Genomic DNA, 26,369 nt, shown 5'->3' with positions numbered 1-26,369 from the left:
GATTCGGGTTCGTGAGAGCAGTGAACATAGCTGCCACTTCAAGGAGGAAGGGTATTTAATAGGTATTTACAGTGACAACCCTCGAACAATGCATCGGCAACACCCCACTCATCAAACTGCAACGTTTAAGCCAAGGGCTGGATGCGCAGATTTGGGTCAAATTGGAAGGAAATAATCCGGCAGGCTCGGTCAAAGACCGTGCGGCACTAACCATGATCCGGCAGGCAGAATTACGTGGAGAAATAGCTCCGGGTGATGTGTTGATCGAGGCGACCAGCGGCAATACTGGTATTGCGCTGGCGATGATCGCCGCGATGAAGGGCTATAAGCTAAAGCTACTGATGCCGGAAAATATGAGTCAAGAGCGGCAGGCCGCAATGCGTGCCTACGGTGCGGAGTTAATTCTGGTTAGTCGTGAGCAAGGAATGGAAGGGGCGCGCGATGAAGCGCTAAGGATGCAGGCTGAAGGGCAGGGTAAGGTGTTGGATCAGTTCAATAACAGCGATAACCCCTACGCACATTTCACCGGTACTGGGCCAGAAATCTGGCAACAAACCGCGGGTAAAGTGAGCCATTTTGTGTCCAGCATGGGAACTACCGGGACGATTACCGGCGTTAGCCAATATCTGAAAAGCCAAAACCCGCAAGTTACCATTATCGGCCTGCAACCGGCAGAAGGAAGTAGTATTCCTGGTATCCGCCGTTGGTCACCGGGATACATGCCGGGGATTTTCCGCCCGGAGTTGGTTGATCAGGTACTGGATATCACCCAGAGCGAAGCAGAGAAAACGACACGAAGGCTGGCCACGGAAGAGGGCATTTTTTGTGGTGTCAGTTCTGGCGGTGCGGTTGCCGGCGCGCTGCGAGTGGCGGCACAGAACCCCGCAGCGGTGATCGTGGCGATTATTTGTGACCGTGGTGACCGATACTTGTCGACAGGTGTTTTTGATTAAGTAGGCCGAGCGTTACGTATCAACTCTATCTGATCGCGCTATCAGATGGGGTTGATATGATATTTTGCCTTCCTCGCAATACTTCAACTTTTATAGTTTTGAACCTATAAATTATAAAAAGGAACGGAGCTTTGGTGCCAGAGATTTTGATTTATAATTAATCATATTTAAAAGCCTCAGAACCCCGTTGCTGTCCTTTCCCTGTAAGCAAATTGTCTGCTAGAGGCTATCTAGTGGTAAATGAAATTTATGCAATCAACTGTGGCTATTAGTACAAGCCTGCTTTGCTAATATAGTTAATTTACGTCACATTGTTAGAATAAATATTGTAGGAATATTCGTACAGTTAGCTTCATTGATTCCGTGGTGAATTTGAATGTGAGTTGTTTACAGGTATGAGTTATAAGGGTATTTTAATTTAATTTTGAGAAATTTCTTATAAATCAACTAACTATATCTAATTTATTTGGCTATCAATGGTTACATTCTGTAGCATTTAACCAATTGGTGTTAGCTGTCTATTCTTCCTATACTGCTGCTGTTCGTATTTTGCTTATATTTTCTATTGGAATAACATATAGATTTTATTTGATGTTTTAGTTGTATGAGTATTTATTTCACTGATTTTAGCAAGTTAACGGGTTGTAATATTTATTAAAACTCGTTAAATGTAAATTATAATTATCAACAGTGTTGTAGCCGCAATTTTTATTGATTTACCCCTTCATTTAGAGTTTTGCTGGCAAAACGTCTGTATTTTAGCCCAATGTGGGCTTATTCCTCTGGGCTAGTCGTATGTTGCGACATGTGTTGATTGAACATGATACGGACGATCGACGAACTTAATTTACCTGAGCTGGGTAATGATCATTTTATTACTCGAATTTTCTGTTGATGATTGCATTAGACGTGATGGGGAAATGCCCGCGCAAATAACAAATGATGAAACCCATGTTTATTGAAAAAATAAAGTCGGCTTGGCCAGGTGATATGTTGAAGCGCGTGCGCATGTCACACTTAACTCTGTCCAAGCTACAGCGCCATTTAGGTAAGGTTATGATTCTGATACCGATGTTGCTGCTGATTCTCTACTTGTTAATTTTTAGCCAACCACGCTATCTCAGTGAATCTAAAGTCGCCATCAAACATTCCAACGATATCAATGGCAGTAATCTGAATGTCGCTTTGCTGATGGGTGCTGGCAGCCCTAGTTCTGCGGAAGATGCCCTATATCTGAAGGAATATATTAATTCTCCTGATATGTTGGCGGTCTTGGATAAACAGCTCGATTTTCGTCAGGCATTCGGTCATAGCGGCTGGGATTTTTTCTATCATTTGTCAGATAGTGCCACTCGCGAGCAATTCCTTAATTATTACCGTAACCGTATCTCCGTTTCTTACGATGACAAAACAGGTTTGCTCACCATTGGTACCCAAGGATTCTCGCCTGAATTTGCTCAACGGTTCAATCAGGCTGTTTTGAAAGAATCCGAAAGATTTATCAATGAGATCTCACACCGAATTGCCCGCGAGCAGTTGCTGTTTGCCGAAAACGAAATGCAGGAAGCGCGCGTTCGTTTGAATAGCAGCAAAACCGAACTACTCACTTACCAGAACAGCAATAATATTCTTGACCCTGAAGCTCAGGCTTTGGCTGCCACTACGTTGATTAACACCTTGGTTAGCCAACGCATTCAGATGGAAGCAGAATTGCGTAACCTACTGACTTTTCTCCGTGAAGATGCACCTCAGGTCATCAGTGCGAAGAACGCACTCAAGTCGCTCTCCAGCCAGATTGATAATGAAAAAAGCAAAATTACTGCGCCCGATGGTCACAAATTGAACCGTATGGCGGTAGATTTTGAAGAGATTAAAGCCAAGGTACAGTTCGATACTGATATCTACAAATTGACCCTGACATCGATTGAAAAAACCCGTGTTGATGCGGCAAGAAAACTGAAAATGTTGTCAGTGATCAGCTCTCCTCAGCTACCGCAGGAGTCAAAGTTCCCCAACAGTTTGTATCTGCTTATCAGTTGGTTACTGGTTTGTGGCTTACTTTTTGGTACTGTCAAATTATTGCTGGCGGTGATTGACGATCATAAAGATTGACGCCGTTTTAACGCTATTTCTAGCTTGTCGGAATGACACCGCAGGCAGTAACTCAGAGCATGCTATGAAATTATTGAAATCTGTTCTTCTGATTATTGCCATACAGGCAACACCCGCTCAGGCCGTTGATCTGAATGCCGATCCCAATATGACCGGGGCCGCACCGTTACCGTCGATTATTTCAGGTCAAAGCCAGAGACCTTATAGCGATAGCCAGTTTGACGATACCCCCCCTCCGGTGATCCCGGTGGTGATGAGTCGGATGTTTGGCGCGCAACTCTTTACCTCGGTCTCGGCGGCAGATAGTGGTTCCAGCATCGGTTTCAATCCAAACTACGTAGTGCCCCATTCCCGAACGAAACGCAACAAACCATCATGCGTTATGCAGCGAGTAGATACTCTAAAAATACCTCATTCGGTGAGCTGTATTCCAGAGATTTGCGCCCCCGAGTGTTGAGGATGTGCTCCAGTCTCGCAATATCTTCATCGCTGACGCCATTAAAATCGGTTCCTTTCGGATAAAACCGCCGTATCAGACCGTTGGTATGCTCATTCAACCCCCGCTCCCAGGAATGATAAGGCCGGGCAAAGTAAACCTTTGCGCCCGTTACCTGAGTGATGTCCTTATGTTTCGCAAACTCGGGTCCGTTATCTGCCGTCAGGGTTTTAAACTCGCAGAAAGTATTCGCCACGATGTCCCTGAACGCTTCCACGACGCTCTCAGCGCACTTATTGGGGAGTTTACGGATAATGACCTGCTTTGTGGCTTTGTCCACGACCGTCAGCAGGAATGACTTCTGGTCTTTGCCAAAAATCGTATCGATTTCAACATGCCCGGGAACCTGTTTGAGTTCAGCCTCAGCAGGCCTGTGCTCAATGCCAACCCTGTCCGGGATGGGCGTGCGTCCGGGCTCACCCGTATCATAGCGATAGCGTTTACCCCGGTGAGGGAGCTGAAGGTAAAGCTTACCGCCAGCCTGTCTGTCCGAACGGATATAGCGGTAGAGGGTATTTTTGCTGACGGCGATATCAAACTGGATTTTCAGTCTCCCAGAGATAACCTCAGGGGAGGTATGTACAGCCAGCGCCTGCCGGAGAAAGTCTTGTGTCTGCTGGCCCAGAGGGAAACAGGCATTGTGTGCCGAGGTGGCGCCCCGCCGTTGTCTGGCGAAGGCATCAGCGCGTCTGGAGGAGTAAAGTCCGTTGAAGGCGGGGTCCGTATTACGTCTGAGCTCCCGGCTCAGGGTAGAGCGAGAGACGCCGAGCTCTCTGGCAATGCAGGACTGATTAACGCCTTCAGCTTTTCGTTTTTCGATGTAAAAGCGCTCATGCTGAGTCAAATGTTTTCCCTTCATGCAACAGGGTCTCCGACAGGGTCAATACGGCTATTTTATCCGTACCTGACCGGTGGGTCACTTTGTTGCATTTCGTTTGGGAATTGGCGAGTGAGTTTGGGGGATCAGATTCAGGTACGGTTATGGGGCGCATTTAACTTTGAAGGTGCGCTGAGCGGCGCGTGTCAAGGTAGTTGTCGCCTCAGTTAATTCATGCGGCCAACGTTTCACGTTCCGGATTTAACCAGACCTCATCCTGCCGGTGCCAGTTTCTCGTTGAACCTGACCACCGATGTGGATTCTGCATTTTCGCCGCTTCATAGACCGATTTACGCTGCGCCAGTAGTGCCCGATCTTCACCTCTGTGTCGTTGCCCTGGTGTGACGTAACGGATACCACTGTGCCGATGTTCTTCGTTATACCAGCCAACGAAGGTTTCTACCCACGCCTGCGCATCCTCCAGCGTCGCGAAGCCCTTCTCCGGCCAGCTCGGCACGTATTTCAACGTCCTGAACAGCGATTCAACATACGCGTTATCGTTGCTCACCCGTGGCCGGCTGTGCGACGGGGTTATCTTAAGTTCCGCAAGCTTTACCTGCAGCACCTGTGACTTCATCGGGGCTCCGTTATCCGCATGCAGTACCAGCGGCTCCTGCCAACAGCGTTCGCTCAGCACTGTCCGATTCATCAGCTCTGCCGCATGCTCACCACTTTCAACCAAGTGAACCTCGTGACCGACGATTTTGCGGCTGAACACGTCTTCTATCAGGTACAGATAGAACCAGTGTCCTGCCGTCAGCGACCTCAGCCAGGTAATATCCCATGACCACACCTGATTCGGTGCCGTCGCCCTCCAGGTCGATAGCGGCTTGCTTTGCGCTACCCTCTGCCGACCACGGTGCGTTGTTTCGCCAGCACGTCTTAGTATCCGATAAAACGTTGACTCACTGGCGATATAGCGCTTTTCATCCGCCAACAAAGGAACGATTTGCGTCGGTGGCAGGCTGGCGAACCGCAGTTCATGACAGAGGGCTAAAACCTGTTGTTCCTCTTCGGCAGTGAGTTTGTTCTTCGGGATGGGCCGTGACGCCGTGGGTCTGCGGTCATGCGTCCCTTTTCCCCAACGCTGTAATGTTCGCTCACTAAGCCCAATAGACTGGCAAGCCTCGCTCAGCCTCGCGCCTGCAGCAACGGCTTCCTTTACGATTGTCATCAATCGCAGCCTGTCCGGAGTCGGCGTCATTCGTCCCCGTTTTCCTCGACGAACAACGCCTTGAACTTTTTTTGCAATATCAGCAATGCCGCAGCCTCAGCCAACGCCTTATCCTTGCGGGCAATTTCACGCTTAAGCTGATGAATTTCGTTTTGCTGTTTCTTGACGAGTGCTTTCTCTTCACGCGGATCTGGCTGCATTATCTCATTCTTCCACTGCTGAATTTGCTCAGGGTAGAGCCCTTTACGGCGACAGTACTCAGCAACAGCATGGGCGGAAAGAGGTGCCGTTTCAACCAGGATGGCAAAACGAGCCTCACGGGACCATTGCTGCGGGGTTTTTACCTCAACGTGGGTGCTCGCGGTCGAAATACCTGCCTTGGAGCGCCAGGTGTAAAGCGTATTGACAGGGATCCCCTCAGAGCGTGCAATCTGAACAACCGGCTGATTGTGTGGTGGCATCATTCTGGCAATCACAGCGGCTTTAAGCTCAGGTGAATACGTTTTCATTCTTGTTGTCTCCAGCCCCTTGGATGTTTTCAGTTAGAGGCGACAACTACCCTGACATGGGGGGATCGTGGCGAATACTTTCTGCGAGTTTAAAACCCTGACGGCAGATAACGGACCCGAGTTTGCGAAACATAAGGACATCACTCAGGTAACGGGCGCAAAGGTTTACTTTGCCCGGCCTTATCATTCCTGGGAGCGGGGGTTGAATGAGCATACCAACGGTCTGATACGGCGGTTTTATCCGAAAGGAACCGATTTTAATGGCGTCAGCGATGAAGATATTGCGAGACTGGAGCACATCCTCAACACTCGGGGGCGCAAATCTCTGGAATACAGCTCACCGAATGAGGTATTTTTAGAGTATCTACTCGCTGCATAACGCATGATGGTTTGTTGCGTTTCGTTCGGGAATGGGGCCATTGATATTGTTTATGACAAAGAGCATTCTGTCATAGGTAAGCAAATTGAAACGTCCCGGACGGATTTAAAAGAAAAAGGACGACTGGACATCACAGATCAGCGGATAATTCGCCCAGCCGAGAAATCTTACATTGTAAACGAAGGAGCTGTTAATACATCCCGCTTCGAGTTTCATATGTACACCAGAGTGTCTAACATGCTGGAAAACGGTAGGATTTACGCATCAGAAAGCGAGCAAAACAAACGATTGGAGGATGATCTGATTGCTCCTGAGATCTGGGATAAAGATAAATCTATACTGATAGAAAAGACCGGTCTGAAGAGAATGATTACCCCCATAGCCCAGACTCTATCAGAACTTAAAAATAACTTTAATGATCAGTTAAAGAAAGTAAGTATAAGTATAAATTCAGATGCAAATGAATTTGTAAAAAGACTGCCGAAATCAAACAAGCTACAATGGAGTCTGGCAAGTAAAAAATGGAAAACCAGTATTGACAATCCGGTTTACAATCAAATAAAAAACATCGGAATTATTGATGTGATGAAATATGTCAATAAAGAAACAGGGTTTCTGTCAACTTTTAATGCTATAACATCCAGAAAGAATAATCTGGAAGCAAATGACAACGATCTCCTGGCCTGCATATTTGGCAATGGTGCAAACTATGGTGTTCATCGGATGGCATTTTCATCGGACAGAAGTATAGGGGTATTGAGAGACGTAAATGAAAAATTCATTCGTCCTGATACGACGGAACAGGCAAATATCATCATATCGGATGCAATAGCCAAACTTTCTGTATTTAAATACTGGACAATAAATGAAGAGTCACCCTTTGGAAGTATTGATGGTCAGAAGCACACATGCAGAATAAATACTTTCAAGGCCCGATTTTCTGCCAAGTACTTTCGAAAAGGAGAAGGTGTTTCATCCATGACGCTGGTATCCAATCATGTGCCATTAAAAACAGTTGTCATTTCTCCAAATGAGTATGAAGGACATTTTGCATTCGATCTACTTTATAATAATTCAAGTGAAATACAGCCAAAATCTCTGGCAACGGATAGTCATGGTGTCAACAATATAAACTTTGCCATTCTTGATATTTTTGCATATCAGTTCTCTCCACGATATGCGAAATTTAAAAAGATATTTAATGAGTTGTTTGAAATCATTCTAGATAAAGATGAATTAATAATTAAACTGAAGAAAGAGTTTAATCATAAACTCATCATGCAGGAATGGGATAATATACAGCATATCATTTGTTCTTTGAGCCGGAAAACAACTGTACAAAGCACAGTAATTAAAAAGTTATCTAATACTAAACGTAGCAGCAAAACGCTCGCAGCTCTGAGAGAATATGACAGGCTGATTAGATGTATTTACGTTCTGGATTACGCTGATAATAAAACGTTAAGGCAATTTGTTCAGCAGGCCCTAAATAGAGGTGAGGCTTATCATCAGTTGAGAAGAGCGATAGCCTCAGTTAATGGAAATCAGTTTCGTGGCGGTGATGACTACCAGATAGATCAATGGAATGATTGTGCCAGACTGATAGCAAACTGTATTATTTATTATAATGCAGCAATACTATCTGGATTAATTGATAAATTTGAAAAACAAGGGAATGAAAAGGCTATTGAGATGCTTGCTAATTTATCCCCGGTTGCTTGGGGTCATATCCTTCTGGGGGGTAACTATACTTTTGAAGAACAGCCAGCAATCACGAGCCTAGACAGTATCCTAGAAGATGTTGATCCACTAAATAGTGAGGAAGAAGCAGGATTAATTTGAAAAGTTAACATAATGAAAAATAGATATTTTTATCGAAACGTTTAGCATTTTCGTGGAAATGTGCACGGAACCCCATATCTGGACAGGTAAGCGCTGGGCTTATCTGGCTGTGGTGTTGGATCTGTTTGCCCGCAAGCCCATAGGCTGGGCGATGTCGTTTTCACCTGACTCAGCGCTAACGGGTAAAGCGTTACAGATGGCATGGGAACTCAGGGGACGCCCAGGCGGAGTGATGTTCCACAGCGATCAGGGCAGTCATTACACCAGTAAAAAATACCGTCAGTTGCTGTGGCGTTACCGGATAAAACAGAGCCTAAGCCGGCGTGGGAACTGTTGGGACAACGCGCCAATGGAGCGATTTTTCAGAAGTCTGAAATCCGAATGGGTACCGACGACAGGTTACCAGAGCTTCGGGGAGGGCAGAAATGCAATCACTCGATATATAACGGGTTACTACAGCGAACTTCGCCCGCACTGGTACAACGGAGGCTTAACGCCCAATGAATCCGAACGGCTGTTCTATGAACAGTCTACTACCGTGGCCAATTTTAGTTGACCACTACAACTTATTCCGGCACAATTTTGTGCCTTGAACTCCTCAACAGCGGCAACCAGTTCTTTCTGCGCATTCTGGTATTTCTGTTCCTGCGATACACCAGAGGTTTTATTATCAATAATGTCATGGAGCGAGTTATTCTCCACAACAGAGCAGCCACCCCGACTAAAGCCGAGGTTACTGCTTAGTTACTTTCTATCCAGACTTGTTTAATCCAGCTTGCCAGATCCGGCCATTTCTCATCACTATAACCATCTGTCGTCCAGTATCTAATTTGGCCGTCAGGAACAAGGCAATAATAACTACAGTTATCTTCACAGATAGGTAACCAACCTTCTGGTAGTCCCTGTTCTTTCGCATCACGTAACGCCTGAGCAAGCTCACCGTAGTAATTCCCATCTTTAGTCACCGATAACAGCTCAACTGTTCCATAGAAGACGTTACTGACCTCTTTCAGAGCTTTTTTATAGTCTTCTGGAAAAGTAAAACCAATATTTTTTTCATAGCTCGCTATTAATGCGTCGTCAGGTAGTTCTATATTTAGACTTTTACCACCTGATAAAATCTTTAACTCATTAATTACTTTGTCGATATCACTATTCATATATTCTCCTACTTAAGTCCTGCTGCTCTTTCTTTCCAATAGTTAGAACGCCATTTATTAAATTCAGCACGGTTAATGCCAGAAGGAATACTGTTATCGTTGATATGGATAACTCCATGATTTTCCTTATGGAAAGATTGAGTGGCTTCAGCTATTGGCCCATCTTGTCGTTGCAACATATGATGGAGATTAACAGGGTTACCATCAGTACCTATTGGTGCCCTACCTGCATCCATTAGCTGGAGATTTGTTTTTCCAGACTTTGGATCCACATAGTGAGGATCGAACAAATCATTCCGCTGATAGACTTTGTTACCATTGAATTGTATTGGTTCAGCAGACCAATATTTTCTTTCCTGACCAAAGTACTGGGCACTACTAACTTCATCACTGGCTTTATTAAGTAATTTAGACGCTTCAGCCACATCACCTTTTTTCAGCGCTGTCTCTGCTGCCTTGATAAGCTTACCAGCTGTATCACCTAATACGGGAACCAAGCCTACTGTGGCAATCAGGTAATCCAGGGCACTCTGAGCTTCTGCAAAGCTTTTGATATCACCGATGATGGGAATGAAGTCTATCCCAAAACCCGCAGCGCCTTTCAGCAGTTCATCACGATGTTCACTTATCTTCGCTGTACAAGCCTCTGCACTTAACCCGGCGCAGTTCTGTGCCTTGAACTCTTCAATGGCGGCAACCAGCTCTTTCTGTGCATTCTGGTATTTCTGTTCCTGTGATACACCAGAGGTTTTATTATCAATAATGTCATGGAGCGAGTTATTCTCCACTGCATTCTTCCCTGCTTGCGCACCTGCAACCGTATCAGCGGTACTGTCACCGGTTAAACCACCGGCCAGCCCTGCGGCCAGAGTGGCCAACGCACTGACCGTCTGCTTCTGCTCTTCAGAGAGATTGTTCTTATCCCAACCCATCGCCGCGATAATCACCGGTGCCATCAGTTCTGCCGTCGCCGCACCCGCTGCACCCGCCAGCGCACTGTTGCCACTGGCATAGGCGGTGACGGCACCCAGCACGGCGTGGGCCATGGCGTTGGCCGCCTGATTATCACCGGTACTTTTCTTAATCACTTCCGCCAGATACGGCGCTGAGGCTCCCGCCAGTGCCTGCGCCATATTACCGCCCGCTAGCCCCTGTATCGCCGCCGTCGCTGCTTGAATGCCTTGTTGCAGGGCACTGCCGGTGCCATAAGGCGCCATAGCGGTATTGCGTATTTGGGTGGTCAGTTGTTCTTCCGTTGGCGTCAGGATACCTTTTTGGGCCAGTGCCTCTTTTGCCGCTTGAATCGCGGCCGGGTCTTTCAGCGCTTTTTTTTCCGCTATTTTGCCCTGTGTGCGTACGATATCACTGACCTGACCGCCAATCTCGCCAATGAGCTGGGCTTCACGCAGGCGGTTCTGTTCTTTCTCTTTGTCAAAGATAAGCCCGATGCTGCCGTTGGCATTGTCGGTATCCCAGCTCAGGTCATCGACATTCTGCTGCTGCTTGTCGGTGTCACGAATGGTGATAGTGCCATCGGCGACTGCTGACTGGGTGGTACCTTCCGCGTGTCCATCATTACCCAGACCCGACAGCACCACGCCACCCAGATTACTCAGCAGGTCTGAACCCACCGGGCCGCCAGTGCTCAGGCTGCCGCCCTGATGTTCCGCTTTGAAATCGGCTTTATTTTCTATGTCACTGAAGCCCAAGGTGCCAGTATCCAGACTGTTTTTACTCTTGTCCGCAGTGCTGGCAATCACTGCGCCATCGAGCTGAGTGTGTTCACCCACGGTGATATCAAAGCCGCCTTTGCCTGCAAAAATACCGGTCTGCTCCTGTACCGAGTCATAATTGCTGTGCAACTTGTCCTGGCTCAGGCTCAGGTTGGCGGAGCCTCCGGTACCTATCACTGCGACACTGACACCGCCGCTGGTGCTGGTTTGCTTCGCATCATAGTTATCGCTGTCCTGCTGGCTTTGCAGCAGCAGGTCGCGGCCGACATCCACCTTGACGGTTTCACCGCTCGCCTGAGCACCGATCAACGCCGTATCACGGCCACTGTGTAGCGACAGCGTGCCGCCACTGTCGACCTGGGTTTCCGTCCAGAAGGTGCCGTCGCCGTGCTCATTGCCCTGGCCCTTGTTGGCGTTGGCAAAGATGCTCAGACCACCGCCAGAGCTACCGAACCCCAGACTGACACCCACACTGCCGCCACTGCTGCTGTTACTGCCGTCGGTTTTTTGTGTGTTAGCGGCACCCAGCAACAATATGTCGCGCGCCGCATCCAACGTCGTATCGCCACCGGCTTTGAGCTGGCTGCCCTGCACCACGATATCGCCGCTGTTCGCTGGGTTCCCATCACCGGTCGCATTGATGGTTAGATTGTTGCCTGCCGTCAGGGTCGAACCGGTCACGCTGGTCTGTTCCTGATGCTGTTGCGAGGCCGATTTTTGTGAGCCCAATGAGGCGCTGATGCCGAACATGCTGGCGGTATCGCCCCCTTGCGCCTGCACCAACTGACCTGCTTGTACCGCCTGCGCACCACTGAGTGCCGCTTTCACACCTTGCAGCGCAGACAGTCGGCCATTGCTCTCTTCGCGGGCCTCTTTGGCGGTGGTGACCGCGGTATTGAGGGCGCTGCCGACCGCACCAGACAGGGCCAGTGTCAGGCCACTGCTTTTTTGCTCGACGCTGTGGGTCTGGCTGCTTTGGTTCTCCGCCGCCACAATAGCGACGTTTTTACCGGTCAGACGGATGTCTTTACCGGCTAACACGTCGGAGCCTTGCACCGTCAGGTCTTCACCGGCAGTCATGCTGACATTGCCCAGTACGCTGCCCACCGTGCTGCCGACGTTGGAAATAGATTGACCGGTATCGGTCATTTTGGTGCTGTTGCTGCCGACCGTCACCCCAATGCCGCCTGTGCTCATCAGGCCGGATTTCTTCTGCTCATACAGGTGCGATCCGCTTTCGCTCTGTTGCGCGGTGCCGACGGTGATGTTCTCTTTTGCGCGCAGGTTAATATCGTTATCGGCCACCACGTTACTGCCCATCACCGCAATATTTTTGCCACTGACATCCATCGAACCCGCCGACAGCATCGAGCCGACCGCCAGTGTCTGGCTAATACTGTCTTCGGTGCGCGTGGTGGTGCTGGAGGCCAGCCCTTTTTTAGTACCGGTATGATTGCGCTGTTCATCATGTTGTTCAGTCTGGGTGGTGAGGGTGATATCGCCGCCCGCCGCCAGTTTTATCGCGCCATCGGTTTGTACCGCACTGGCACTGATATTGATGTCTTTTACCGCATTAAGATTGATATCGCCGGTGGCGTTCAACTGGCTGCCGCGCAGGGTTTCATCATAGAGTGCCACTGAGCTGGTGTGGCGCTTGCTGGAAGATTCGCCGGTGACATTAAGGCTGTCAGTGGCCGCACTGAGGTTAATATTCTGCGCCTGTATATCAATGGTGTTGGCATTGATGTTGGCCCCGACGGCGGTTAAGTCGCTGACGTTGGCGGTCAGTGCGCCGCCGACATTCACCTCGCTGCCCAGATGGCGAATATGTTCGCTGGTCGCACTGCCACCGTTATAACTCGAACTTATCTGGTCACGGGCTTGGGTCGTACTGAGCAGCCAGTCGCCGCCAGTATTGACCTGCAAATCCTGACCGACAGTGAGGCCAGCACCTTGCATGATAAAGTCACGCTCAGTATTGATAACCGCGTTATTGCTGACATTGATACTCGCCAGCGGCCCCAGCACGGTTTGGGTCCGCTGGACGGCCCCATTATCACTGCTGAGTTGCTCATTGCCGGTACGCAGTATCACATCGCGGCCGCTATCCAGTTGCAGGTTAGTGGCATTTAACCGCGCGCTGGTCAGGTCAATATCGCTGTTCAACGTACTGAGCAGCATAGTATTGCCCGCCTCAAGTAAGCCGCCACGGTTATTGAGCGTAATGCCCTGCGCCATGCTGATTTGCAGGTCATTGCTGGCTTTTATCGCCCCTGAGTTATTGAAACCTTGAACATCGGTTAAGGCGATATTATTCGCGGCAATCAATGCACCGTTGGCATGCAATTCACCCGGCTTGACGCCCGCCAGATAAACCACCGGCACCAGCACGGTTTGCCCCGCCACTTCGCGGCTTTCCATCAGCACGATATTGTTGGTTAATGCCGCCATTTGTTCCGCACTGAGGTGAGTGCCAAGGGCAATATTGAACGCTTTACTGTACTCGAGGCCCGCCGCAAACAGTTGCTCGAATTGCGCCTGGGCGCTGCGGTAATCACTGGCCACCGCCTGACCGGTCAAGGCCAGAACCTGGTCCCGCACCAAACGCTGTTCATAAGCATTATCCCCCAGACGTTTGTGTATCACGTTAGGGTCACTATTTAACTGCTGGAGCACGTAGTCTGACCCGAGCCAGTTGTTTAGATTGGCAAAGGCTGGATTCGTTTCAATCAGGTACTGGCTGTTGACGGTGTAGTCAGTGCTGAACTGATACAGCCCGCCATTGGGCGGTGTCAGGGAAATGCCGTTAAACTCGATGGCAAGGTCTTTCCCGGAATTGTTGTTACCATTAGGTGGCGCAATGGTACCGGGATTAGCCCCATTGTTGATTGTGGTGCCACTTCCGCTAAGGGTTTGTGCCGTGAGGCTTGACGCATATTGGTGAGTTGTACGCTCACTGACCTCTGGCCCCCAACTTCTGCTCCACAAGCCGCCTTTATAGTTACGGTAATTCCACTGACCGCTGGAGGTGGTGCGTTCGATCAGGCGTTGTGCGCTGCCCCAGCCATCTTGTTGCACAGTGACGCCAGAGAGTGAAATCTCGCCCTGTGCGCTCACTTTACTCCAGAAGTTTTCCAGCGTGCTGACCTGTGGCGTCAGGTTCCCGCCGGCCAGCAGTTGTGCCTCTGGGCTGATTTGATCAATGCGGTTATAGGCAATAGTCGACGTATAATCGGTGCCAATATAATCGCTGTTATCTGCTCCACCATGAGGGGGTTCACTGTAGCGTCCGCCTGGAATATCAGGTTTTTCTTCTGTCCAGACCGCTGACCCATTCACGGTGTCGGCCACAACAAAGTTGCTATTGGCGGTGAGAATATGACGGCGATTGGTCAGTGTCGTGGCGTAAATCAACATATCTTTGCCGGATTCAATCAAACCGGAGATATTGAGCACCTGAGCGGCTTGTTGGTAGAGGCCATTATTGTCTAAAACACCGGCCAGAATGACGTTGCCCATGCCTAAAAGGGTGGTCGTTGGGGCCGTGTCGGTGTCAGTGATGGTATCGCTGTTTTCAATCACCGGAGCCAGTAAGGCCAGGGTGCCATTTTCATCCGTGGCACCGATCAGGGCGTTCGGGCCTGAGTTGGTGATGCGCTCACGTGCCTTGAGTGTGGCTTCGGCACCAATCAGGGTGCCGGTGTTGAACAGGGTGTTGGAGTCAGTATTAAGGCTGCCGGTGGTAAGTATTTCGCGGCTATTAATCACGGCACCCGCAGCTTTGAGGCTGGCTTGCGTCGCAATAATCGTGCCGCTATTCAGTAAGTTGCTCGAATCGGTACTGAGTTTGCCGCCCGCCAACAATTGCCCGTTATTGGTCAAATCGCCCGCTGTAGTCAAGGTGAAATCACGCCCGGCCTGAAGTGTTGAGACCGCCAGATGGCTGAAATCGCTCTGTAACTGAATGCTCAGATCCTCGCTGGCCGTTATCTTGCCCGCGTGATTGTCCAACTGACCCAGATTCAACGACACCGTGTTCGCCGCCAGTGTGCCACTCTGGTTATTGAGGGTTTGGCCTGCATTCGCGTTGGCATTGAGGGTCAGTGCGCCAAGGGATGTGATGTTGGCGCGTTGCGTGCTGATATCACCGCTGTTGGCGGTGATATTCATTTCTCTGGCTTGGGTGTAGCTGTCGGTGAGATCAACCCGGCTGCCGCTTAATGTCATGGCACCTGCGGCGAGGGTTTGCCCTTGCGCTATCAACGCCTGACGGGTGGTCACCACCAAGTCACCGGCCTCCGTCAGGCGGCCATCACTTTGTACGCCAGCGGCCAATAGACTGCTGCTGTTGCTATCCAGGCGCTGTGCATTAACTGCCACATTGCCTTTAGAGAGCAGAGTACCACCTCGGTTATCCAGATCACCGGCCAGATTCAGGTTAAAATCTGTCGTCCCCGTTTGCGCTATCACGCCGCCCATATTGGAGAGTGATTGAGCGTTCAGCGTGACTTTATCTGCAATCAGGCTGGCATTATCGTTACGTAATAGAGCGGCGGTCGAGGCTGACAGGCTCTGACTGGCGAACAGAGTTGCACCAGCAAGATCGATATCCCCACCTTGGGCGGTCAGCGTCAAATCACGGCTTTGCGTTTGGCTGCCGCTAAGATCGAGACTCTGCGCAGTGAAGTGCTGCGCCGTCCCGCTGATATTTTTTCCTTGCGCGAGTAATTTTCCGCTGGCCTCAACACGCAGTGTGCCATCGGTAATACTGCTGTTGTTAGACTTGACGCCTGCACCCAAGACCGAGTTGCGGCTGCTGTTGACTTCAGCAGCACGCAGTGAGGTATCACCCGCCGCTGCGACAGTGCCGGTGTTATTCAACTTGCCCGCGGTGGTGAGCTGGGTATTGCCCTGTGCATAGAGTACACCTGCGTTCTCTATACCGGCGGCGGTATTGTTGAGCACTGTTGATCTGGCCGCTGTTGACCAACATGCCATCTGCCGTGATGGTGATATCACCCGCTGATGCGCCTATCTCACCGGCGTTGCGTACACCAACGCCGCTTTCCGTGCCGATCAGGCGAATTTTACCGGCGTACATGCCACCCAAATTGGCGACATCCACGGCCACAGTGGGGCGCGGGCTGCCATCGGCGGCTTTGGCATTAATGGCCTGGTGCGCGGCATCCACTTGATTGCGGCCGGTGGTGACATTCAGGTCATTGGCCCAGAGGCCCGCATTCACTTTGACGGAACGGGCAATCAGGTCAGTATGATCCTGACGACTGCTGTCCAGACCATTGCCCTGAATGATAATCTCGCCGCGCTCAACGTCGTAGCCAGTGAGTTGGCCGTTATTGAGTTGCGCCTGACCGGTGGTTAATGTCGCGCGGTTGGCGTTGATAAAGCCGCAGCCCTCACAGGTAATGCCGGCCGGGTTGGCAATCACCACCTGCGCTTTACGGCCCGCCACCTCGATATAGCCATTGAGCTTGCTTGGGTCGCGGCTGTTCACTTCGTTGAGGATAATACTGGCCTCGCCCCGCGCCAGCCAAGGGTTGCCATCCACCACGCCAGCAATCTGGGTTTGGTTGGGACCGTGGCCGTTATTGAGGATCACCCCGCGATTATCGACATCAAACTGGCTGTAAACGTTACGGGAAACCCCGCCACTGCTCGGCGTTTGGATATTCACCTGTGGCGTACCGTTGGCACTGCTGATAATGGTCGGTTGCTGATTACCCGGCGCACTGCCATCGGCGACAATATTGGCCTGCACGGATAATGAGACGCAGCCCAGTGCCAATAACAGGCTGAAGCTCAATGTTGATAAGGCACTGAGACGGCGGCTCTGAGTATGACCCACACCTGACGAGGGCGACGAAGCCGCCCGACCGGAGGCGGCGATATCGGCGACCACCATCAACAAGCCACGCGCCTTGTTAAATACGATTCGGTACAGGTTCTTATTCATGGTGGCTCTCAACAGCTAAAGGGTTAATAAGGTGCATCAGTATTGCCAGTTCAGGTTAAAGCCCAGGGTCACCGAGTCGGTTTTGAAGCCATCGGGTTTAGACAGCGGTTTACCGGCAAACAGGTCATAACGGGTATTCAGCACAGTGCCGCGCACGCCGACGGCACTGCCCGCCAGATGGTGGCCCAACAGATAAGGGTCACTGCGACCGCTGACCTCCCCGTAATCCACGCCGACATACAGTTCATGCCCTGGTAGTGGCGTGTACCAGCCGAGATCATTGCGAACCGTCCAGCCGCGATCGGCATTGAGGGTGCGTTCGCCGTCAAACCCGCGCACTGACCAACGACCACCGATACTGAATTGATCCTGTGGTGTCAGTGGCGTGTTGGTGCTTTGGCGCTGGTATTGCAGGTTGTAATGGAATTTTTGTGTCGCCAGGGCAAAAGGCACATCCAGTTGCGCATTCATGCGCAGAATTTTGCTCAGGGCAGTGGCTTCGCCGAAATACTCTTCTTGTGCCGGTTCTGCGCCAAACCAGCGGGTGCCGCGCTGGTAACTGACACCGGCGTCCAATGTGGCCTGGGAGATAAAGTGGCGATGTTCCAGCCCGACACGCCAGGCCGAGGTGCGGCGGCGCTGCACTTCCACTTCGGTATCATTGATATAGTTTTTCGACGAGCGGGTCAGCACATCGTAAGTCACGGTGGTTTTTTGGCTGGCATTGCGGTGCAACAGACGGCTGAGTTGCAGCGAGACATTCTCGCTTTTCCCGCGATAGCTGTAGTCGCCATTCAGGCCCGCGACAGTCTGGTGATAGTCATAACTGCTGGCGGTCAATCCGGCCGTCCAGTAGCCGAACGGCAGCGAGTAATGGCCGGTCAGGTTATTGGTGCCTTTATCGCCGCGATTTTTTATGGAGCCACCGGCAGAAACATAAAACAGGTCACTCAGGGAGAGCGGGTTATCCAGAAACAGTGTCGCCCCACCTTGATAACGACCGGTGCTGCGGGTGCCTGAGTCATCCAGTGACGCCGCCAGTCGCCACATTTTGCTCTGCTTCCAGCTCAGGGCAATATCGGTCTCACCGGGTTCGCTACCGGGAACCAATTCCATGCTGGCTTGCACGGTGGGCACGCGCTGGAGATTTTCCAGCCCTTGCTCAATATCACGTAAATCCAACAGGTTACCGGGGCGGGCAGGGAAGGCGCTGAACAGCGTGACATGGCGGTCACTGCCCTGTGTCAGCTCAACATGGCGTATTTTGCCGGGCACTACGTGTAACGCCAGTGTGCCGCTGTTTAAGTCCTGCTGCGGAGCCAGTACCCGGGTGGTGACATAACCGTGATCGATCAGGCGGTTCTGCATCTCGCTCATCAGCAGGTTAATGCCTTTCGCGCCCAAACAGTGGCCTTGCGCCTGATTGGCGAGTCGTTGCAGAGGCAACCAGCGCGGTAACGGCTCCGTCCCACTGAGTGTCACGTGGTCAATCGCAAAGCAAGGTTTCTCGACGGGAAAAGAGAGGCGACCCAAAGAGGTTGAGGGTTCAGATAAACGCACATCCGGCATCGAGGGGGCCAAACGCTCCTCCAGTGCCCGTTGCCGTTCCTGTTGATGAATACTTTGTTGGACTGGCGCTAATTCCACGCCATAACTGACTAACGGAATAAGGGTTGCGGGCAAAATGGTGCTCACCATGAACAGACCATAGCAGAAACGGGACATCAGAAATGCCTTTACCCCAGGATGTGGGGAATGATATTAGAATAATTTGAGGCTATTTTGCCTGTCACTGCGTTATTTTCAACCTGTTTTTTGATGAGATAAAATACCTTAGGGAAATAACGAATCAATATTGTAAGAAATATCTGACAGTAAAGTCATTGTGTGGGAAATATCTTATATAGAAGATGATTTAAGTAAGAAATATCTTATTTGTGAGGGCGGTGAAATATCAATAACTGATTATATCTGGGGAGCGAGATGCTGCAAAAAACGACATTGACCTTAACAGGGGCACCCATTAACAACACATAAACCAGAGACAGGCCTTAGCCTGGAATAAGTCTGGTGCCCCACTGTTTGTTAGCAAAATCCATTCTCCTTGTTGGATCATCCAACGCTCAAGCGTTACCCTGGGTTCCTTTCCTGGTATGAATGATAAAGATACAGACCAATCAGTCCGATAGGGGCTATAAAAATGGCAAAGACCCAACATAGCGCCATCATCATAAATTTGGTCATGATAAATAATATAGCGTTAGTCCAGAATCTATTATCCCCAATGATATAGTTCATTAGGGTCTCATAAACACATCGTGAGTATGGATACAGCAACGTACTTATAGCAAAGATAAATAAGGGGGCTAATTTCATCGGCGTCGTTGAGGTGCTTATGATCCATACAAAGAACCCGAAGAACAGCATACCAAAGAGGAAATTTCTTATGTAGTACTGCTTAGATAATCCGCCAATGCTCTTTTTGATAAAATCGTTCATATACGCAGTCCATTGAATTAACTTCATTTACGGAAAATGAATATAGTTTATAGCGGGCACAATTCCCAGGCGTTTTCTCACCCACTTGTTACGTTTAAAAATCAATTTGAACGAGGGGTAAGAGTGCGTGCATCAATGGGGAAGCACGTTATACAGGCCCACGTTTGTACAGTGTAATAAATTTTAACCTAAGCCATGAGCTAGCCACGGTGGCGTGCCATACTTGCCTGCAAATCCATCAGGCGATCGACAATCCGTGTCAGCCCAGCATGAATGTAGTCTCTTTGCATGGGGGGGATGTTCTCATCGGTATTCAGCATCTTAGTGAAGCTGTCCACACTTGCTCGCCATGAATTGAACGACAGAGCCAGTTGGGCTATCTGTCCATCAAATACCGCGAGGGTATTATCCTGATAAGCCAGATATCCTCTTTCTAGTGTGGCGGCCGTAGTCAGTATTTTATCCATGACTGTCTTATGCGCCGCGGATAACTCAGGCATGCCATCATAAGACCGGGATGATTTTTGGCTATCCTGTTCAAATGCGGTTTCCATGATGAGTGCGTAACGGTAAAACCCCGGATATTCCTGTGTTAATGCCATCAGCTCTTTATCGGTGGTGCCCGTCCAAATCTGGTGGAGTTCGGGGGTGTAGCCCATCATGTGGTTGATAATTTGGTGGGGTTCTTGGATCCCACGAACATCCAGCTGTTGCATATGTTGATCCATTTTTGCCGCCATACGGCGAAAGTCGACCATTTTCATTGGTTTTCCCTCTTTTACAGACTGGGTGAGGATAAATTCGTTACCGGCTCCAATATCACAGTATGGTGATCTGATGCACTGTTGATAACGCTTGCCTGCAGGTCATACTCAGCCATGACCTTAATAAAGGTGAGAGTATCACCGATAATATGAAATTGTACGGGATGTAAGTGGTGACCATTCTGAGAAAATGCGGCGTGCAGTGCGGTTTTTTCGACGTAAAAGCCATTATTCTGAGACGGGGTGGGTATGACACCGGATTTCCATTCCCGACTGTCCATCACATAATTGTCCCAGCCTTGATTTTTCAATGTTTCAGTGGCATAGGTCAGTCTGAACAGGTCTGATTGAGCGGCCATAGTGCCATTACAGGAACGCCATAAATATTCCAGATGTTGGCGTAATTTGCCTGCTGCACCGTGTTTACGGCCCCGTTCTAGTAGCCAGGTAATATCAATAGCGACGCTTTTGGGGAAACGTTTCTGTTTCTGTGCGGTGGCCAGCCAGCGGATGAGAAACAAATTTTCTGCGTAGGGCGTTCCGGCTACGCCATCATGCCGGGCCATCCCGAGGGCCACCAAGGCACAGAATGCCAGGTGGCTTAACGATGAGGTGGTGTTTTCAGGTGAAACTGGCTCAATATTGTCTAACAACATCTTCCCTGCCCGTCATTACTGATAGTTAATGGCGTATTTGTGCCAGGTCGTCAGCGGTCAGGCCAGTTATTTTCATCACCGAGTCGCGATCGATACCGTTAGCTAGCATAGAGCGGGCAACTTCCAGTTTACCTTCCTGACGTCCTTTGGCTTCACCAAGCTGGATACCTTCCAACCGGCCTTTTTCAATCCCTTTTTGTTCGAGTTTTTGTGCAATCGTCATCAATACCTCCTCGTGCTGTGGTGAGCGGCGCGCCAGCTCCCGAATAAAGTTTTCCGGTGCCGCCGTGTCGCCAACCTGCAACATGTAATTCATCAGCGATGTCAGCTGCTCATTATTAGTGTAACCGGCGAGCAGTAGCGTGACCAGTTGTTCCAGTAGTTCGGCAAGGTCACGCTGACGAACGTGCTTTTGCAGCAGTTCCAGGATGGCCATACGCCGGTGTGTCATGATTTCATCATCAGAAATGATGGTCACATCAACCAAGGGAAAATCATTGCCGTAGAGTTGCCCCGCCAGTTCCGGTTCACTGAATGCTTGCAGCCAATTCATCGAATAAGGATAAGGTGACACCTGGCCATGATAGAATAAAATGGGAATAACCAGAGGCAATTTATCGTTGCTAGCGTCGAGGTGTCGCTGCATGGCGGCGATAGCATATCGCATCAGGCGAAAGCCCATATGCCTGTCCGGCGAGCTTTGGTGTTCGATAAGTGCGTAGATATAACCATCACCCTGCCCCGCTTTAAGCGAATACAGTACGTCAGAGTAGTAAGCGCGTAGATCTTCTTCGATAAATGAGCTGGACTCCAGTCGCAGCGTATTCAGGTCGCACACCTGGCGTAGTGCTGGCGGCAGGTGCACGTCCAGAAAGTCTCGTGCCGTTTCTGGGTGCGTCAAGAACTGTTTGAAAAGCGCATCGTGCGGTGTGGGTGTCGTTTTCATTAGGCAATAGTAGCATAGTCATTGATAGCACGGATTTTAGCGCTAGGGCATGAAGAATTCTGTGGGTTAATGGAACGAAAATGTACGCTAGCGGTATGAAAAAATCGATAGTAAGACTGTTATTCTTAGCATAGGTTTGCGCGCGATGCCCCACACCCGATAATATCGGACTCGCACAAAAAATGCATTCATTTGCAGTTTATCGAGTAAGGGATCATGCATCAAAATACGGGCTCGTCACAGACGGTCACTATCTAAATTCTTTCTTCTGATCTTAAATAATGGAGCCATCATTACAAACAGGATACCTGTAGTAAAGGCCAGAATCACATGCGAAATATCCCCGACAACGCCTTCTCTGAAACTCCCCCAAACAATTGCAGAAACCAGCCAGACCAGTGATACCCACGCCAGATAGACAAACTTTTTGCGTAGTGGGAGATCCAACAGTCCGCATCGCACATATTGCTCTGCTAATTCTGCTTTCTTTGCAGCTTTATCGAGCACTTCATACACGGCACTGATATCGATAACCTTCTTGTGAAAGGTATCATCCTCTGAACAGTAACGAGCATTTTGCAGAAGCACATACAACGCAGGCAGATCTTTTGGCCACTCATGCGACACGGTGACACCGTAGGCTCTGAGTAGTGGCAGTGCGAAGGCGTAATGACTGACTTTCTGCACATATCGGTTATCAAAAACAGCCCACACATCTCGGCCGCCGGCGATACCTAAAACGTAAACCTTGATCCTTTCAGCATCGGGATAATGTTCGACATAAACCTTTGCGGGAACATGCTCAATGTTGTGAAACCGGCAGAAGTTAACTCGATTCTTTCCCTCTCCCGGAAAAAACAACCCCAGTTCGGGAATATAAACGTAACTTGTGTCTTGTATCCCGTTATCAGAATTAATATACGAGATGACTTCTTTCTTCTCTTTTATCGAAATATTTGGGTCTGGCCACAAACGCCAACTACAACCCATCGTATGAACCACAGGTACCGCCATAATCGTCGCTTTTTGAGATAAACGGACGCGGGGTAAAAAGGGAACGATGTTGGTGAAGAAATCTTTACCGAAGTATGGTCCCCATTCTCCTCCTGTCATTGGCCCATGTAAGTCATCCGGAATGTTTGCCGGTGACTTTCTAGCTAACGTATCAATCTGAAATTTAAGGCCCACAAAGTCCATGGATGCCCTGACCATATCTGGTGTCAGAGATGATAAGTCGGTAGGTTTACTATGTTCATCCATGTTTGTTCAGTTCCTTTTTAGTAGGAGTCGATTTGTCTGTGGTTCGAGGGCATATCCGGGGGGGCAAAACTTGCCCACCAGTGCGGCATATTAGGTATTATGCTCTTTGCGGGAAACGTCCAAAAATATCTCTGTTCCAAAATGACCGATCACCTATTTATTCTCGTTGTTTTCAGTGATGTCTTTTGCGTTCTTCACGATACGTATCACTGTTCGGTCTGAAACCCCGCATAACCTCGCCGTCTCACGGATACTCACCCTGTTCTTGACTCGTAGTGCGACGATCCGTTCATGCAGTTCTCGATCTGCTTGCCGTCCCTTAAATCTCCCTGCCGCTTTGGCTTTGATTATCCCCTCTTCCTGTCGCCGGCGCCGGTCCTCGTAATCTTTACGTGCAATGGCAGCCAGCATATCTAGCATCATACCATTGATCGCAGTTAACATATTTTTCGTGAATTTATCGCTGGCATTCACTGAAAACACGGTATGACTGGTCGGCAAATCCAGGCTAACCACAATCAGGTTTTTTTCCAATATTAACAATTTCAACGTCTGCCGACCTTCATCGTCTAGTCGCGAAAGCCGGTCCACTTGTTCAATGAGAATAATATCACCGGGTGCAGCATCATCGAGTAACTGTAAAAGTGCTGGCCGTTGGAGGGAGGCCCCAGATACATTTTCGGTGTACCAGCTGGCCATCCGAAAGCCTTTCTCTTCCACAAAGGTTTTCATGCGGTCTTTTGCCCGGAGAGCGTCTTGTTCTTTCGTGGAAGCTCGGAGATAGCCGTGAATGTACATTTTTTACCCATAAGTGACGTTTAGGTGATGATCATAATGTACATGACAGATAGGTGATGATCCAATGGAGAAATGACCATAATTTATGATGTGACATTTGGGTATACATAAATGTCACATTGACGTTAAATATGAAAATGATTGATTAAGCCATTATCGATTTTAATCATTCTTAATATAAATAGTAGTTAGTGTGAGCTAATCATTCATTATTTGATTTATGAATATGTTTTTTAATCAATCTTGATATGATTTACTTGCAGTGATTTTTAATCATATGGCAATATTTATGATCTTGAATAACGAACATTCACCAACTCGTCGCTTGTCAGCGTTGCAAAAGAATATCTTGATAATATTGGCTGCGCTGGACGAAAGGAAGCCTGGTCCAGTACCCACAAAAGATCTCGAGAAATTGCTAGCTCTTAGTGATGCCAAACCAGTATATGGTCCCAATCTCCGTGGTGCATGCCATCGATTAGCTAAAGCTGGGATGGTTCGTACTTTACGAGCCACTAATTTGCAACTGGCTGTCGAACTAACACATGATGGTTTGGAATGCGCCGCACTACTCTACGCAAATGAAAGACAGGCTGAGCTCGATCGGCAAAAACGCAAAACCAGCTTTGTATTGCCTCATAATTTTCCGACAAAACCAGCTACAGACGCTCTACCCATCATCTTAAATAATCAGACATATTTGGCTTGGCGAGCAAGCTACGTTATACCGTTTGAGGGGACGCCCTACCTGTTATTAGTCCAAGCTGATGGGGAAAGGGTCCGCTTACACGGAGATGCCATTAGTGTAGGCCAGCTCTATCTGAACTGTTATAACGCTGGTCTACCAGTCCAAGTCCAAATCAACGAGGAAGACTCAGGAGGATAGATGCAACTTGTCAGAAAGAAAGCTCCGCGTGGTGGTTTTTATCGAATACTGACCGAAGAAGAAAGAGCAGCTATTCGCCATGTTTGTGGTTTTAGAAATGTTCGTTCCTTAATAGAAAAGAAGCTGGCAGAAAAGGTCCTGCTTGAAATGCGTCAGCATGAGCTCTGGTTCAAATGCGATTGCGGATCAGGAGATAATGTGCCGATGAATAGTGCAAACCTCCGTTCCGATACACAGACTCTATATTTTAATAGTTTCAGTTCCCCTCATGACAATAAATGCCCGCTGTTTCGTATTCATAGTAGTACCGATGATTTGTCAGGCGGTGGCACGCGGCGTACTGCAGGGTGCAAAACGATAGATTACCGTAAGTTTTTGCCGAAGATGGAACGAGATGCCCGGATATGTCTACCAGGCGGAAATTCCCCTCCTTTAGCGGATAAGACCCGTAGAAAACGCGTTCCATCTATTGCCCGCCTGCTATTTACGCTAATTGAAGAGGCTGAACTTAATAAACTGTCACCAGTTTGGCCACCCGCGAATATACCTTCATCTCAACACCTTGATGCTCTGAGGGGAATTGCTGAACGAACAGTATACGTTGGGCGAGACAATATGTTGTCGGACTTTGTGCGTTTCGAACCTTGGTTGAATCAGGCGCGGCAAGAAGTTCTCATGCGACATTTGGAACGCAGTGAACAACCTTGGCCAAAGGATAAAGAAAGAGTCTTTTACCAAATTTTCATGTCCGACGATGTCAGTCGTGAATCAGTGAAGTACAAAGGCCGTTATACTGAAATAACGTTTACACCGGCAAAACAAGTGAGTATCAATGGAGAAAGTCAGGAGGGTAAGAGAGGGCCATATTGGGTTGTCCTTATGTTCAGACGGGGTATGGATGGGGCAGTGATTTGCAGTGAGGGTTATGCTCATGCAATGTTCAGTTGGGGATGCCCTCTCCCTGTTGACAGCGAGCTTGAGCGGCAAACTATACGTTCTATTCAGACTGCGTCCGAATGGATATACAAACTAAAGAATTTTACTCCACATGAATTTAGCCTAAAGAAACCTTTATTCGATTTGGAAGTGAATCTTGCAAGTGGAAAGGGATTTGTCCTACCTGATTTCATCGTGACAGCTTCTTCGCCGGGTACGGGAGAAGCGCGTAACCTCATTATTGAAACCATGGGTTATTCGGATGATGAGTATGCCGAAAGAAAAGCTGGACAACATGCAGGGATGCGATGTTTAGGACACCTTTATACCGATCCTCCAAAGTGGCCTACTGAGGGAGAAAAAGCTTTTGAAAAGTATTTCTTCGGTGTATTAAAGCACCTTTGAATATCTGCAA

15 protein-coding genes and 3 pseudogenes are annotated in these 26,369 nt (G+C 49.1%); 8 read left to right on the top strand and 10 right to left on the bottom strand.

The features are described from left to right. Positions 1 to 71 precede the first annotated feature (71 nt). The 3 genes and pseudogenes from cysM to ACWJJO_RS16240 all read left to right on the top strand — a co-directional run. The gene (gene cysM / locus ACWJJO_RS16250; protein WP_481091259.1) at positions 72 to 953 is read left to right on the top strand and encodes a cysteine synthase CysM; all 882 of its coding nucleotides are present in this window, start codon (positions 72 to 74) and stop codon (positions 951 to 953) included. A 939-nt stretch (positions 954 to 1,892) separates the two neighbouring features. Continuing rightward, a complete protein-coding gene (locus ACWJJO_RS16245) occupies positions 1,893 to 3,065 on the top strand; it encodes a capsule biosynthesis protein (RefSeq protein WP_083163408.1) in 1,173 nt (390 codons plus the stop codon). 64 nt (positions 3,066 to 3,129) lie between these two features. Beyond that, positions 3,130 to 3,408, top strand: a pseudogene (locus tag ACWJJO_RS16240) (polysialic acid transporter); the annotation flags it as partial. Positions 3,409 to 3,445: 37 nt separating this feature from the next. Here ACWJJO_RS16240 and ACWJJO_RS16235 read toward each other — a convergent pair. Both ACWJJO_RS16235 and ACWJJO_RS16230 read right to left on the bottom strand, forming a co-directional pair. After that, positions 3,446 to 4,420, bottom strand: a complete 975-nt coding sequence (locus ACWJJO_RS16235; protein ID WP_481091195.1) for an IS30 family transposase — start codon at positions 4,418 to 4,420, stop codon at positions 3,446 to 3,448. A gap of 190 nt (positions 4,421 to 4,610) precedes the next feature. Further along, positions 4,611 to 6,121 (bottom strand): IS3 family transposase gene (locus ACWJJO_RS16230; RefSeq protein ID WP_481090522.1). Its coding sequence is split into 2 segments (ribosomal slippage): positions 4,611 to 5,686 and positions 5,686 to 6,121, totalling 1,512 coding nucleotides; the frame shifts between segments, so codons are not numbered across the junction. A 67-nt stretch (positions 6,122 to 6,188) separates the two neighbouring features. Between ACWJJO_RS16230 and ACWJJO_RS16225 the strand changes: the two genes are divergently transcribed. From ACWJJO_RS16225 to ACWJJO_RS16215, 3 genes and pseudogenes are all read left to right on the top strand, one after another. Then, the gene (locus tag ACWJJO_RS16225; RefSeq protein WP_481091258.1) at positions 6,189 to 6,500 is read left to right on the top strand and encodes an IS30 family transposase; all 312 of its coding nucleotides are present in this window, start codon (positions 6,189 to 6,191) and stop codon (positions 6,498 to 6,500) included. A 3-nt stretch (positions 6,501 to 6,503) separates the two neighbouring features. After that, positions 6,504 to 8,342: a transposase gene (locus tag ACWJJO_RS16220; protein WP_481091257.1), complete on the top strand. Its 1,839-nt coding sequence runs from the start codon at positions 6,504 to 6,506 to the stop codon at positions 8,340 to 8,342. Positions 8,343 to 8,415: 73 nt separating this feature from the next. Then, a pseudogene (locus ACWJJO_RS16215) lies at positions 8,416 to 8,898 on the top strand (IS3 family transposase); the annotation flags it as partial. Between the two features lie 184 nt (positions 8,899 to 9,082). On the opposite strand, the gene ACWJJO_RS16210 reads toward ACWJJO_RS16215, so the two are convergent. From ACWJJO_RS16210 to ACWJJO_RS16175, 8 genes and pseudogenes are all read right to left on the bottom strand, one after another. Then, entirely contained in the window at positions 9,083 to 9,502 is a 420-nt protein-coding gene (locus ACWJJO_RS16210; RefSeq protein WP_481091256.1) for an SMI1/KNR4 family protein, read from the bottom strand. 8 nt (positions 9,503 to 9,510) lie between these two features. Then, a pseudogene (locus tag ACWJJO_RS16205) lies at positions 9,511 to 17,209 on the bottom strand (hemagglutinin repeat-containing protein). Positions 17,210 to 17,245: 36 nt separating this feature from the next. Further along, complete coding sequence (locus ACWJJO_RS16200; RefSeq protein ID WP_481091255.1) at positions 17,246 to 18,934, bottom strand: ShlB/FhaC/HecB family hemolysin secretion/activation protein; 1,689 nt, start codon at positions 18,932 to 18,934, stop codon at positions 17,246 to 17,248. Positions 18,935 to 19,908: 974 nt separating this feature from the next. After that, positions 19,909 to 20,472: a hypothetical protein gene (locus tag ACWJJO_RS16195; RefSeq protein ID WP_481091254.1), complete on the bottom strand. Its 564-nt coding sequence runs from the start codon at positions 20,470 to 20,472 to the stop codon at positions 19,909 to 19,911. A 14-nt stretch (positions 20,473 to 20,486) separates the two neighbouring features. Then, entirely contained in the window at positions 20,487 to 21,128 is a 642-nt protein-coding gene (locus ACWJJO_RS16190; RefSeq protein WP_481091253.1) for a DUF2913 family protein, read from the bottom strand. Positions 21,129 to 21,153: 25 nt separating this feature from the next. Continuing rightward, positions 21,154 to 22,074: an Rpn family recombination-promoting nuclease/putative transposase gene (locus tag ACWJJO_RS16185; RefSeq protein ID WP_481091252.1), complete on the bottom strand. Its 921-nt coding sequence runs from the start codon at positions 22,072 to 22,074 to the stop codon at positions 21,154 to 21,156. A 237-nt stretch (positions 22,075 to 22,311) separates the two neighbouring features. After that, positions 22,312 to 23,334 carry a hypothetical protein gene (locus ACWJJO_RS16180; RefSeq protein ID WP_481091251.1) on the bottom strand — a complete coding sequence of 341 codons (1,023 nt, stop codon included), beginning with the start codon at positions 23,332 to 23,334 and terminating at the stop codon, positions 22,312 to 22,314. A 153-nt stretch (positions 23,335 to 23,487) separates the two neighbouring features. After that, positions 23,488 to 24,132, bottom strand: coding sequence for a recombinase family protein (locus tag ACWJJO_RS16175; RefSeq protein WP_481091250.1), 645 nt, complete (start codon positions 24,130 to 24,132; stop codon positions 23,488 to 23,490). Positions 24,133 to 24,421: 289 nt separating this feature from the next. Here ACWJJO_RS16175 and ACWJJO_RS16170 point away from each other — a divergent pair, with 289 nt between their 5' ends. Together ACWJJO_RS16170 and ACWJJO_RS16165 are read left to right on the top strand one after the other, a co-directional pair. After that, complete coding sequence (locus ACWJJO_RS16170) at positions 24,422 to 25,018, top strand: hypothetical protein (protein WP_038251904.1); 597 nt, start codon at positions 24,422 to 24,424, stop codon at positions 25,016 to 25,018. Further along, positions 25,019 to 26,359 carry a hypothetical protein gene (locus tag ACWJJO_RS16165; RefSeq protein ID WP_004723383.1) on the top strand — a complete coding sequence of 447 codons (1,341 nt, stop codon included), beginning with the start codon at positions 25,019 to 25,021 and terminating at the stop codon, positions 26,357 to 26,359. Positions 26,360 to 26,369: the final 10 nt, after the last annotated feature.

Source organism: Yersinia antarctica (assembly GCF_056636475.1).
Note: the sequence above shows the minus strand (reverse complement) of the source record. Positions and strands in the feature narration are given on the sequence as shown.

What these genes read in the sequence shown, in the direction of transcription:
- ACWJJO_RS16245 (WP_083163408.1), top strand. Translation starts at nt 1,893, where the DNA reads ATGATGAAACCCATGTTTATTGAAAAAATAAAGTCGGCTTGGCCAGGT.
- ACWJJO_RS16235 (WP_481091195.1), bottom strand. Translation starts at nt 4,420, where the DNA reads ATGAAGGGAAAACATTTGACTCAGCATGAGCGCTTTTACATCGAAAAA.
- ACWJJO_RS16220 (WP_481091257.1), top strand. Translation starts at nt 6,504, where the DNA reads ATGATGGTTTGTTGCGTTTCGTTCGGGAATGGGGCCATTGATATTGTT.
- ACWJJO_RS16210 (WP_481091256.1), bottom strand. Translation starts at nt 9,502, where the DNA reads ATGAATAGTGATATCGACAAAGTAATTAATGAGTTAAAGATTTTATCA.
- ACWJJO_RS16200 (WP_481091255.1), bottom strand. Translation starts at nt 18,934, where the DNA reads ATGTCCCGTTTCTGCTATGGTCTGTTCATGGTGAGCACCATTTTGCCC.
- ACWJJO_RS16195 (WP_481091254.1), bottom strand. Translation starts at nt 20,472, where the DNA reads ATGAAAATGGTCGACTTTCGCCGTATGGCGGCAAAAATGGATCAACAT.
- ACWJJO_RS16190 (WP_481091253.1), bottom strand. Translation starts at nt 21,128, where the DNA reads ATGTTGTTAGACAATATTGAGCCAGTTTCACCTGAAAACACCACCTCA.
- ACWJJO_RS16185 (WP_481091252.1), bottom strand. Translation starts at nt 22,074, where the DNA reads ATGAAAACGACACCCACACCGCACGATGCGCTTTTCAAACAGTTCTTG.
- ACWJJO_RS16180 (WP_481091251.1), bottom strand. Translation starts at nt 23,334, where the DNA reads ATGGATGAACATAGTAAACCTACCGACTTATCATCTCTGACACCAGAT.
- ACWJJO_RS16175 (WP_481091250.1), bottom strand. Translation starts at nt 24,132, where the DNA reads ATGTACATTCACGGCTATCTCCGAGCTTCCACGAAAGAACAAGACGCT.
- ACWJJO_RS16170 (WP_038251904.1), top strand. Translation starts at nt 24,422, where the DNA reads ATGATCTTGAATAACGAACATTCACCAACTCGTCGCTTGTCAGCGTTG.
- ACWJJO_RS16165 (WP_004723383.1), top strand. Translation starts at nt 25,019, where the DNA reads ATGCAACTTGTCAGAAAGAAAGCTCCGCGTGGTGGTTTTTATCGAATA.